General features: G+C 33.8%; 11 protein-coding genes. All 11 read right to left on the minus strand.

Annotated elements, in window-relative coordinates:
* Positions 1–6 precede the first annotated feature (6 nt).
* A complete protein-coding gene (gene galU / locus B9T24_RS14490; protein ID WP_086166473.1) occupies positions 7–885 on the minus strand; it encodes a UTP--glucose-1-phosphate uridylyltransferase GalU in 879 nt (292 codons plus the stop codon).
* A 15-nt stretch (positions 886–900) separates the two neighbouring features.
* Positions 901–2,775 (minus strand): polysaccharide biosynthesis protein, encoded by a 1,875-nt coding sequence (locus B9T24_RS14495; protein WP_086166424.1) that lies wholly within the window; start codon positions 2,773–2,775, stop codon positions 901–903.
* A gap of 105 nt (positions 2,776–2,880) precedes the next feature.
* Entirely contained in the window at positions 2,881–3,411 is a 531-nt protein-coding gene (locus B9T24_RS14500) for an acetyltransferase (protein ID WP_086166425.1), read from the minus strand.
* The gene (locus B9T24_RS14505) at positions 3,404–4,414 is read right to left on the minus strand and encodes an MraY family glycosyltransferase (protein ID WP_086166426.1); all 1,011 of its coding nucleotides are present in this window, start codon (positions 4,412–4,414) and stop codon (positions 3,404–3,406) included. The genes B9T24_RS14500 and B9T24_RS14505 overlap by 8 nt, the downstream gene beginning before the upstream one ends.
* 15 nt (positions 4,415–4,429) lie before the next feature.
* Positions 4,430–5,374, minus strand: a complete 945-nt coding sequence (locus tag B9T24_RS14510) for an NAD-dependent epimerase/dehydratase family protein (RefSeq protein ID WP_086166427.1) — start codon at positions 5,372–5,374, stop codon at positions 4,430–4,432.
* Between the two features lie 13 nt (positions 5,375–5,387).
* Positions 5,388–6,572, minus strand: a complete 1,185-nt coding sequence (locus B9T24_RS14515) for a glycosyltransferase family 4 protein (protein ID WP_086166428.1) — start codon at positions 6,570–6,572, stop codon at positions 5,388–5,390.
* A 15-nt stretch (positions 6,573–6,587) separates the two neighbouring features.
* Positions 6,588–7,718, minus strand: coding sequence for a non-hydrolyzing UDP-N-acetylglucosamine 2-epimerase (wecB, locus tag B9T24_RS14520; RefSeq protein WP_086166429.1), 1,131 nt, complete (start codon positions 7,716–7,718; stop codon positions 6,588–6,590).
* Positions 7,719–7,729: 11 nt separating this feature from the next.
* On the minus strand, positions 7,730–8,842 hold the full coding sequence (gene wbjC / locus B9T24_RS14525; protein WP_086166430.1) for a UDP-2-acetamido-2,6-beta-L-arabino-hexul-4-ose reductase: 1,113 nt from the start codon (positions 8,840–8,842) through the stop codon (positions 7,730–7,732).
* 2 nt (positions 8,843–8,844) lie between these two features.
* Positions 8,845–9,879 (minus strand): polysaccharide biosynthesis protein, encoded by a 1,035-nt coding sequence (locus B9T24_RS14530; RefSeq protein WP_086166431.1) that lies wholly within the window; start codon positions 9,877–9,879, stop codon positions 8,845–8,847.
* Between the two features lie 8 nt (positions 9,880–9,887).
* On the minus strand, positions 9,888–11,162 hold the full coding sequence (locus B9T24_RS14535) for a hypothetical protein (protein ID WP_086166432.1): 1,275 nt from the start codon (positions 11,160–11,162) through the stop codon (positions 9,888–9,890).
* A gap of 38 nt (positions 11,163–11,200) precedes the next feature.
* The gene (locus B9T24_RS14540; RefSeq protein WP_086166433.1) at positions 11,201–12,082 is read right to left on the minus strand and encodes a hypothetical protein; all 882 of its coding nucleotides are present in this window, start codon (positions 12,080–12,082) and stop codon (positions 11,201–11,203) included.
* Between the last annotated feature and the right edge of the window lie 8 nt (positions 12,083–12,090).

Genomic DNA, 12,090 nt, shown 5'->3' on the forward strand with positions numbered 1-12,090 from the left:
CCAAATTTAATTTAAGTTTAAATCTTGAATTAATTGCTTAAATTCAGCACCTAACTGCGGATGTTCAAGACCATAATGCAATACCGCTTTTAAATAACCCAGCTTACTTCCGCAATCAAAAGTTTGACCTTTCATACGGTAAGCTTCAACGATGTCATGTTGCTGTAAAGCAGCAATGGCATCCGTCAACTGAATTTCATTGCCCGCACCTTTAGGCGTATTTTCTAAAAGCTGCATAATTTTTGCTGGCAGTATATAACGCCCCACCACTGATAAATTGGATGGTGCTGTGCCCACCGCTGGTTTTTCCACAATCCCTTGCATGACCACGCTTTCACCCTCAACAGGTGATACTTGCACATCGACTATACCGTATTGATCAACAAGATGTTCAGGAACGGCTTCCACCATAATCTGCGCAGCTTGATTGTGATTAAAACGATCGATCATCAAAGATAAATCATGCTCAGCAACTTTATTTTTCACCAGTACATCTGGTAGCAGTACCGCAAAGGCATCATCACCAATCACAGACTTAGCACACAGTACAGCATGTCCCAAACCTAAAGGCTGCGGCTGACGAACACTAATAATACTGACATTATCTGGTAATATTTCAGTGATTTCTTTGAGTAAATCAAACTTTTTCTTTTGCGCTAACGTGGTTTCAAGCTCAAAATTTCGATCAAAATAATTTTCAATGGAGGCTTTCGATGAATGCGTCACTAAAATAATTTGTTCGATACCCGCAGCTATTGCTTCTTTAATAACATATTCAATCGCTGGACGATCAACCACCGTCACCATTTCTTTAGGAATCGATTTACTCGCAGGTAGAAATCGCGTCCCTAAACCAGCAACGGGAAGAATGGCTTTTTTGATCATCATCATACCTAAATACTAATTTACTTTAACTTCTTTACCACGTTGGTAGCCATCAACATAATGTTCTAATTGTGCCAATGCCCAATCTACATCACTATCAATTGCTGTTAACGCATTTAAACGCTCAAAAATTTCAACTAACTCATCCAAAGGATAATGCTTTTCAAAGGATCTTAAAATACGACTATGTTGGGTAATTTCTGTATCTTCATGATCAATTAATAACTCTTCATACAGTTTTTCACCTGGACGTAAACCTGAATATTGAATTGCAATATCACCATTATTAGAGCTTTCTTCACGAACTTTCAAACCACTGAGTGAAATCATTTGACGGGCAAGATCTTGAATACGAACGGGCTCTCCCATATCCAACAAGAAAACATCGCCCCCTTGTCCTAGAGCACCCGCCTGAATCACCAACTGTGATGCTTCAGGAATCGTCATAAAGTATCGCGTGACATCAGGGTGAGTCACTGTAATGGGGCCACCTTTGGCAATTTGTTGCTTAAACAATGGCACGACGGAGCCTGATGAACCCAAAACATTACCAAAACGGACAATACTGACCTGAGTCTGATTTTGTGCTTCAGCCATAGCCTGACAGTACAATTCAGCCATACGTTTTGATGCCCCCATAACATTGGTTGGGCGTACCGCTTTATCGGTTGAAATCAGTACGAAGGTCTCAACCCCTTTTTTAACTGCTGCATTGAGGCTAAAGGCCGTACCAATTGAATTGTTTTTCAACCCAGCCAGTGGATTACACTCAACCAAAGGCACATGCTTATATGCAGCCGCATGATATACGGTTTGCACTTGATATTGTTCAATCACGCGTTCTAATTTACGTTGATCCAATACCGTACCTAAAATGGGAATAATCTCAATATCACTACTTAAATTCAATTCTTTATCAATCGCATACAGTGCAAATTCTGTAAGCTCATAAATCACTAATTTATTTGGCTTATTTTTAATAATTTGTCGACAGAGTTCTGAGCCGATTGAACCACCCGCTCCTGTGACCATGACCACTTTATTTTGAATATTTTTAACCAATAATTCTTGAATCGGCGGGACAGGATCGCGGCCTAATAAATCAATAATATCCACTTCTTGGATATCTGAAACACGAATTTCACCATCCACCAATCTGGTCAAACCAGGAATTTCAGTAATTTTAAGATGTGCTGGCTCTAAAAACTTAATAATTTCGCTTTTTCGCATTCGCCCGACCGAAGGTAAAGCAATGAGTATTTCATCAACATTTTGTTTAGAAAGTAAATTTAAAGCATATGTAGGATTATAAACTTTAAGCCCACCCATCATTTGACCAGATAATGATGCATCATCATCAATAAAAAAGATCGGTAAATGCTCGTCTGACCGATAGAGTGTAGCAGCGACCTGTTGCCCAGCATATCCAGCACCATAAATCGCCACGCGCTTACGCGGAATATCGGACTGAAGATATGATTTTACAATTGAACGAATGATTACTCGACTAAACCATACCCACATAAACATCAAAAAGCCAAACATAAATGGAATCGATGTGGGAATAAAAGCATGCGTCCAATAGGCCATTGCATATAAACCGACCACTGTCAGTGTCGTCGCAAGTGCCAATTTAGCAATAAAAACTTCGTTAAATGTACGAACAATAAAGCTATAAACACCACAAATCAATAAGGCAAAAACAGTCAAAAAACTGACCCATAAGGAGCCAAAAGCTAAGTTGGGAACAACTTCTGCACCCAAATTAAATGCACGAAGGGCATAACAAAGCCAAATTAAAATAGGAAAGACCATGAAATCTAAAGCAATTAAAAAGCATTGTTTAACATGTCTTTGAACTGAAGCTAATTTAATGATTATTGATTTCACACAAACCTTCTTGCTTATATAAAAGCATGTTTACATTTTATAATGTTACAACCCTATATGCATAGTGATGCATATTGATGCATATTGATGCATATTTTATTCAATTTAATGAGGGATTATAGTCCCTACCTCTAAAAAAGAGTATTGACTAATTTGTTTCCCACCAGCGACCTTCACACCTACACTTAGATGAGCATACTCATCCACAAAAACATCATGATCTAATAATGTTCCCATATTTAGAATGACACCATTTCCAATCTGACTATGTGTACCGACTACACAGCCAGCCATTATGGCTACTCCATGACCGATTACAGCTGTGGGACTAATAATCGTATTTGGATGGATTATTGTTGCCAATGGAATACCTAATTCCATTAATTGTTTATTCCATTGATTGCGTAACTGATTATTTCCCACTGCCGTAATCGCTAAAACACCTGATTTATCTAAAAATTTAATTTTCGAAATATTAGAGACAATTTTGAATGTAGAGACCTTTTCTTTGCTAGGCCAACTATCATCCGCAAAAATTATATCTGCCCACTCACCTGATAGTTCAGCTGATTCAGCGACCGACCGACCATGTCCCCCAGCCCCGAGAATTAATAATACTGGCTTCGGTCTAAGCATTTTGATTACCTGCTTTAAATATAATCGCCAAAATGATTAATGGAAAATAAGCAATTAAAATACCCAATTCAGGATAAGCGTAATTTTGAGTAGCCACAAAATATGCGACTGGGAACAGCCACAGAATATTCACAGCTGCTATCCCAAGTGTTACAGGAGTATGGCTATTCAATTTACGTGATAAAATTTGGTAAGTATGACTACGATGAGCATCATACATTTTATAACCACTGAATATTCGACGGATTAAAGTAAAGGTTGCATCTACAATAAAAACACCTAAACAAATCAACCAAGCACAAAATAAAGCAGTATCTTGCTTTAAAGCAATGAGTGCTAATATTCCTAAAATCAAGCCTAAGAAACCACTACAAGCATCACCCATAAATATTTTAGCTTTCGGAAAATTCCACAATAAAAATCCAAATACACAAGCTGCCAATAATATCAGTGATTTTTCATCAACAATTTTATTCAGAACTAAATAAATAACTGCCATGCTTAAAGTTGATGTAATGGCTTCAACACTGGCAATGCCATTAATACCATCCATAAAGTTATACAGATTTAATAACCAAACTAAAAACAATACAGCAATGATATCGGCAAAAAAGCCGAGTTCTACACCATTAAAAACTGTAATTTCAGAAAAACCGCCAAAACCTACAACTACCCCCATAGCAACGAGGAAATGAATAGCTAAACGCAGCATGGAGTTAATATGACCACGGTCATCTAAGAAACCCAATAATGCAATGATGAAACCAGCACTCATCAGGGTTAGAGCAAAATAAGTTGATATTTGATCTAAATATAAAAGAACAACGAGTCCAATCAAATAACTCAATACAACTGCAACCCCTCCCCCCCGTGGTGTAGGGACACTGTGTGAGCTACGCTCATTTGGATTATCAATGATATTTTTCTTGAGTGCATAGACTCTCATAAAATACGTGAGTCCAAATGCAAGAAGAAAAAAAAGTAGAATGAATAAAATCAACATTTTATAACTTAGCTTCTATTTTAATGTGGTTGTATTAAACATTTTTTGCAAGCTTTCATCGACTGAATAAGGTGCATGCCAACCTAATAATTGGATATTTTTCGATGTATCGACAACTAATTCAGAACATAATCGTGAAGCCACTGCTTTTCTCCCAACTAAACTTGCCAAAAAGCCAATCAGTGCTTTAGGAATAGGCAACATAACCAATTTATTATTTTGATGGTATGCTAATTTTTCAAAAAGTTGTTTAACAGAAATATCATCCTGATCACTCACTAAAAAGACTTCTCCGCTAGCATTTGGATGTGTCATACACGTATGAATAAAATCGGCTAAATTATACACACTGACCATGCTACGTTTATTGTCTAAACAACCAATAGGTAATGGTATTTTTTTAGCAGAGAGTTCTATCATGCTTTTAAAATTAGCTTTTACATTTGGACCATAAATAAGCACTGGGCGAATGATTACAACCTCTAAACCAGTTTTTGAGGCAAGTTTTAATAATTCTTGTTCTGCTTCATATTTGGATAAACCATACGGATCGCCAGTATTAACTTTATCATCCAGAGTAAAAGGTCTGATCTGTGAAGCCTCTTCCCCATTTACTTTAATACTGCTCAAGTAAATAAACCGCCTCACACCACTCTGAACTGCTTTTTTTGCTAAATTTAAAGTACCTTGAACATTAGTTTTTCGATAAGCATCTAAAGGGGAGTTAGCTGTTTCATTCATTACATGCGCACGACCAGCACAATGCACAATTACGTCAATCTCATTTAAATTGCTTGCTTCTAGATTATCATTTAAATCAAAATTTATATTCTTAATCTTTGGAGAAGTATTTTTTTGAGGGGTGCGTGTGTGGGCTAGAACCGAATAATCTAGTTTTGATAGATGCCGACAAAGATACTGGCCTAAAAAACCGTTACTGCCTGTGATTAATATTTTCACTTTAAATCCACAATTAATTAAGTTTTTTAATAATTTCTAAAATATTTTGCATAGCAATAGGCTCCGCATAATATTCTTTCAAAATATTTCGTGGCGAATTAAATCCATAATTTTGATTTTTTAGAACAATTTCATCTAATTTTTCAGTCAAAGCATGAATATCATTTGGCTGGACAACCCAACCAATATTATGAATTCGAAGCATATCCGAAACTTCAGACTCATAATCCATAATCGCTAAAATAGGTTTATTTGCGGCCATCGAAAAATAAGATTTGCTTGGTACACCTAATCCCAGCATCCCTTCTGCTAAAGTAACCATTGCCACATCACATGCATTCAAGCCAATCGACTTTTTAGTTTGATCTAAAGGACCAAAATAATATACGTTTTCTAAATTTAAACTTTCAATTTGCTCTTTAAGTTTTGAAACATAAGCACCATCACCTATAAAAATAAATTTTGCCAAATGTAAATACTTCATATTCTTAATGGCTTCTAAAATAACGTCTACACCTTGTACACGACCAATATTACCAAAAAATTGGAATACTGTTTTATCGTCATCCACCCAAGCTAGTTGTTTAAGAATGCTATTTTCCGTTTTTTTTTCTACTGCAATATCGCAATAATCAATCCAATTTTGAATAATGCTAATATTGTTTTTTTTAGTCTTTGTGTGAACTAACTCTTTCATGTCCTTACCAATAACAATAACTTCATCAGCACTTGCGTAAATAACATCAAAAACTTTTTTGAGTATTTTATAAAATATACTTTCTCTTCGCAGAACTTTTGCAGCAACTAAATTTTCAGGAAAAACATCATGTACCAATAAAATCCATTTAAATTTTAAGAGTTTTTTAGCAAAAAATAGAACTATTAATAAAAAAATTGGAGTAGTTCCAGTGAATACTATACTTTTTTTTTCTACATTTTTTATAATTGAAATCAGAAAATTAAATGAAATCAAAAACTCATAAATAAATCTTTTAAATAAGCTCGCCTTATTAGGTTTTACAGCCTTAATGTAATGGGCATTATTATATTCTGGACTGTCTTTATCCTCTTTAGCAATTAAAACAAGATCTATCTCACTTTGTTTATTCAAAAAATCATATAATTTTCCAAGTAAATATCCTGTCGTATTTTGATTTTCATGATAATACTCTGTGACTAAATAAACCTTGTTTTTCATAGTTAAATCCTTAGCTTAGTATTTTTTCCACACTACACGATTAACGTAATCGGTATAGCTTAAAACAATACGCGCCACTTTTTCACTGACATTGGGCATACTATAATCAGCAACTAAACGTAATAAACGCTCTTCACCACGTGGCTGCGACTCTAAAATTTCTAACCCTTGTAAAGTACGTTCCGCAGTTAAACCAACCATCATAACTACTGCTTCTTCCATACCTTCTGGACGCTCATGTGCTTGACGTAAATTTAATGCAGGGAAATTTAAAATTGAAGACTCTTCATTAATTGTACCGCTATCGGACAAAGCCGCTTTTGCAGAAAGTTGTAATTTATTATAGTCACTAAAACCAAGTGGCTTTAATAACTGAATCAATGGATGAAACTCAATATTCATTTGTTCAATACGATTACGCGTACGTGGATGTGTCGAAACAATGACTGGAAACTGATATTTTTCTGCCACAGCATTTAACATCTCGACCAAATCTAAAAAATTCTGATCTGAGTTAATATTTTCTTCACGATGTGCACTGACAATAAAATATTGATGCTCTTTTAAACCCAAACGCTCAAGTACATCTGAAGCTTCAATTTTAGTTTTATAATGATGGAGCACTTCAAACATTGGGCTGCCTGTCTTAATCACGAGGTCGGCTGGCAAACCCTCTGCGAGTAAGTAATCACGAGCAATCGTGCTATAAGTTAAATTTATATCAGCAGTATGATCGACTATACGACGGTTAATTTCCTCTGGTACACGCATATCAAAACAACGATTTCCCGCTTCCATATGAAAAGTCGGAATTTTACGACGTTTTGCTGGAATAACAGCCATACAGCTATTGGTATCACCTAAAACTAATAATGCTTCTGGCTGGACTTCTTCCAAAACTTTATCTACAGCAATAATGACATTGCCGATGGTTTCTGCACCCGTAGCACCTGCTGCATTTAAAAAATGATCAGGTTTACGAATCCCTAAATCGGTAAAGAAAATTTCATTGAGTTCATAATCATAGTTTTGGCCAGTATGTACCAGCACATGATCAAAATATTGATCGCAAACTGCCATTACACGTGACAAACGAATAATTTCAGGGCGTGTACCCACAACTGTCATTAATTTTAACTTTTTCACAATTTTTACTCTTAATTGGTTAAAGGCATTGCAAAGGTATCTGGTTTTTCACGATCAAAAATTTCATTTGCCCATAGCATCACAATCATTTCCTCATTACCAATATTAGTAATGTCATGTGTCCAACCTGGCACAGTTTCTACAATCCGAGGCTCGTCACCACAAGTTTCCAGTTCATAAAATTCGCCTGTCACAACATGCTTAAACTTAAATAAAGCTTTACCCTTAATGACTAAAAATTTTTCAGTTTTGCTGTGATGATAATGGCCGCCGCGAGTAATTCCAGCATGAGCAGTAAAATATGAAAATTGCCCTGAATCTGGTGTCTTCAGCATTTCTACAAAAACACCACGTTCATCGCCATATTTAGGTACGCTATAGTCAAATTGTTCTGGCTTTAAGAAGCTTAAATAAGTCGAATATAATGCACGTGTTAAACCTGTTCCTACATGATCTGTAATTAAGCTTTCACGTGAATGTTTAAAACCTTGTAGCGTCTTAGCTAAATCACCCACACTAATTTGATATTCAGGTTCAATCATAAATTGTTGCTGAGCAACATAATGACCTTGTAGCATATTCCAAAATGTTTCTACGACATCATCCACATAAACCAAACGGATCATGGCATTTGTATCATTAATTTGAATAGGTAAATCATTGGCAACGTTATAGCAAAATGTCGCAGCAGCAGAATTATAATTTGGACGTGACCACTTGCCAAAGACATTCGCTAAACGGCAGATATAAACAGGATTTCCTTGCTTTTGCTCTAACGCTAATAACGCCTGCTCTCCCCCCAATTTACTCTGCCCATATGCATTATCACGCTCTGCCTGAATAGAAGACGATAAAATAATAGGTGTAATTTTTTGAGCCGCTGCAAGAATATCAGCAATTTTTTGGGTTAAAGTCACATTGCCATCAACAAATTCCTGTTCATTTAACGGACGATTCACCCCTGCTAAATGCACAATCCAATCTGCACTAATAACATTTTTCTCTAGCTCTTCCGCTGTAGAATTTCGATGATATTTCAAAACTTCAACATCTGATTTTTCAGCTAAAAATTGAATTAAATTTTTAGCAATAAAACCATTTGACCCCGTAACTAAAACTTTCATATTCAAGCCTCAGAATCAATATATTGGCCTTGTGTTAAAGCGCGTACAAATTCAAGCTTAAGTAAAAGTTTTTTCATGCCTTCTACATCTAAACGTTCAGTATTATGAGAATTATAATCTTCAAACTCTGTTATTTTTAAATCACCATTTTCGACATACTTTTCATAATTAAGATCACGCTGGTCTGCTGGTACACGGAAATATTCACCTTGATCAATCGCAACCACCATTTCTTCACGGCTAAGCAGTGCTTCATAAGCTTTTTCGCCATGACGCGTACCCATAATCGAAATAGGATGTTCAGCAATATTTAATAACTCAGTTAAAGCCTTTGCTAAAACTTCAATGGTGGCAGCTGGTGCTTTTTGCACAAAAATATCACCATTTTCCCCATGTTCAAATGCGTAAAGCACTAAATCAACAGCATCATCCAAAGTCATCATAAAACGTGTCATATTCGGATCAGTGATTGTCAAAGGCTTAGCTTGACGAATTTGATCAACAAATAAAGGAATAACCGAACCACGTGATGCCATTACGTTACCGTAACGAGTACAACAAATAGTTGTACCTAAATTTTCAAGGTTTCTTGATTTTGCAACAATGACTTTTTCCATCATTGCCTTAGAAATACCCATTGCATTAATTGGGTAAACTGCTTTATCTGTACTTAAGCAGACAATGCGTTTTACATGGTTTTGAATTGCTGCTTCTAAAACATTTTCCGTACCAATCACATTGGTTTTCACCGCCTCCATTGGATGGAATTCACATGAAGGAACTTGTTTAAGCGCAGCAGCATGGTAAATATAATCTACACCGCGCGTTGCATTTAAAATGCTACTATAGTCACGCACATCACCAATATAAAATTTAAGCTTAGATGACTGGTATTTTTTACGCATATCATCTTGCTTTTTTTCATCACGGCTAAAGATACGAATTTCTTTAATATCAGTTTCTAGAAAGCGCTTTAAAACAGCATTTCCAAATGATCCAGTACCGCCAGTAATTAATAGTGTTTTATCTGCGAACATACAAACTCCTAGTTGCTCTTTGATACTAAAATAAGTTTAAGAAAAATTAAAATCAATATAAATACAAATGTGTAAAAAAAAGAAGCTATAAAGTTTGTATTGGCAAATAGGAAAAGAATATATCCACCCAAAATAACAAATAATATCTTAAACAAATACTCATCAGATCTAGTGGCCATTATCCACGCAGCTCCTAAACCGAATCCTAATACAAAAATATAAACTGGAACAAAAAAGAAACTAAAGTCACTTGCCAACCATAGATATGCAGAATGCCATTGAACTTTAGAGTCAATTCCATATTCGGAAAGTCTAAATGTATATGTATCTTTTTCAATAGCCAAACCTATAATGTTTGCTACATTAATAAGAGAAGCATTTGATCCCAAAAAATAAGTAAACTTAAAATCCTGATCAAACCCAAAAGAAAGAAAATAATAGCCTTGTGTAAGATATGAAAATAAAGCCAAAACTGATGGTTTTAATGCATCTGGAATAATATTTAAAACTATACTATTATAATTAATTGTTGTTAAGTATATTTCATAGGATGAAAGATCTAAAACATCTTTCATCCTAATTGACATAACAAGAGAAAAAATAGATATTATGATAATAAACGTAATACAAAGATTAAAAATAAATTTTAGATTAACTTTTTTTACATTTAATAAATATGCTAAAAAAAAGACAACTATTAAAGATATAATTCCAAAATTTGTTCCCCTACTATACCAAAAAACAGCTTCAACAAAAATAAAAAATAAATATATAAATCTATAAAAAAAATTCAGATTTTTCCATACAACAGCACCAGTAATAAAAAAAAGTGAATGAAAAATTGTTACAAATGCATAAACAGACCAAGGCACAGTAAAAGATTTTGTACTATTCGTCATAGATATATAGCCAAGTTTAGGATCTGTTATACCAACTAGAACCTCCCCGACCATTCCAAATAAATCATAAAATTGATAACGCAACAAATAAGCATATCTAAACAAAAAAGTTAAAACAAAAAAAATCAATAATGATTTAAATATTTTAACCTCTCCACCAAAATTATAAATATATTTTACTTTATATTTATCTTTATTTAGAATAATTAGTGATAAAAAATAGCCACAATATAGGAAAATTATATTTATAAGAACATAAGTAAAAGATAAGGCAAAATCACCATAAATATAATTAAATGGTGAAATTAAATATAAAATTAAAGTTAAAAAATTAACTCCACCAAGTAACATGATAGGCAAAAAATCACTCTTTTTTATATTCATTTCATTTCCAAAAATATATAGTACAAGGATTGTTCATATTATTTACTGCAAAGAAATAATCCATACTTCTCCTCTAAAGCTATTATTTGTTTATTATTCTTATTATCCAAGACATTTAATTCATATAATTCAAAATTATCTCTAAAAATAAGAGGAATAGGATAAATCCTATAGTTTGTTTTGACAATTTTTGTTGAACCAAGAATAGCCATTGCATTTAACCAAATATCATCGGCCAAAGGACAACAAGTTTGAATAATATTTTTATCAAATGCATCCATGTGAAGTGAAGATGCAGGATATAGAACTCCACTCCCTCCAAATTGCATAATATTAAATGTTGGCTCAACTTCTTTAAACAATAAATTTTTCCAATCATTATAATCTTTACCACACCGCTCAAGAGCAAGGTTTGTAATAATACAATTTGGAAACTTCAAATGAAATTTATACAAATTTTCTAATATATCGTCTGCATAAATAAAGTCATCATCAATAGTAATTACAACATCATTAGGGTATTTTTTCATCACATAATAATACTTTTTATGAGATCTTAAATCATCATCAGTCCATATAATTTCTAATAATTTTCGTTTTTCAAGATTTAATAGTTTTTTAGGTAAATTTTTATTATATGGAAATTGCTGACGAGATAAAGTAAGGACTATTCTTTGAGGCTTAAATGTTTGCCTTAACATAGATTCTACAATAATCCATGCTCTATCAATTCTTTGTGGAAAAGTTGTAAATGAAACAATAACATTAACCTCCCTATTACTTTCCTTTCTAGAAATAGAAAAATAAATAGGTATAAAAATATTTAGAAATATTTTTATAGTAAAACGAGTTAACCTATTTAGAATATTTCTCTCTTTCAAAATAGTTCGACTATATACTAAAAATAGAAAATTCAACATATTTATAT

This window comes from Acinetobacter sp. ANC 4654, from assembly GCF_002135425.1.
GTDB lineage: Bacteria > Pseudomonadota > Gammaproteobacteria > Pseudomonadales > Moraxellaceae > Acinetobacter > Acinetobacter kyonggiensis.

Excerpts from the sequence above, each read along its gene's own strand:
- galU (WP_086166473.1), bottom strand. The coding sequence starts at position 885 with ATGATCAAAAAAGCCATTCTTCCCGTTGCTGGTTTAGGGACGCGATTT.
- B9T24_RS14500 (WP_086166425.1), bottom strand. The coding sequence starts at position 3,411 with ATGCTTAGACCGAAGCCAGTATTATTAATTCTCGGGGCTGGGGGACAT.
- B9T24_RS14530 (WP_086166431.1), bottom strand. The coding sequence starts at position 9,879 with ATGTTCGCAGATAAAACACTATTAATTACTGGCGGTACTGGATCATTT.
- B9T24_RS14505 (WP_086166426.1), bottom strand. The coding sequence starts at position 4,414 with ATGTTGATTTTATTCATTCTACTTTTTTTTCTTCTTGCATTTGGACTC.
- B9T24_RS14515 (WP_086166428.1), bottom strand. The coding sequence starts at position 6,572 with ATGAAAAACAAGGTTTATTTAGTCACAGAGTATTATCATGAAAATCAA.
- B9T24_RS14535 (WP_086166432.1), bottom strand. The coding sequence starts at position 11,162 with ATGAATATAAAAAAGAGTGATTTTTTGCCTATCATGTTACTTGGTGGA.
- B9T24_RS14540 (WP_086166433.1), bottom strand. The coding sequence starts at position 12,082 with ATGTTGAATTTTCTATTTTTAGTATATAGTCGAACTATTTTGAAAGAG.
- wbjC (WP_086166430.1), bottom strand. The coding sequence starts at position 8,842 with ATGAAAGTTTTAGTTACGGGGTCAAATGGTTTTATTGCTAAAAATTTA.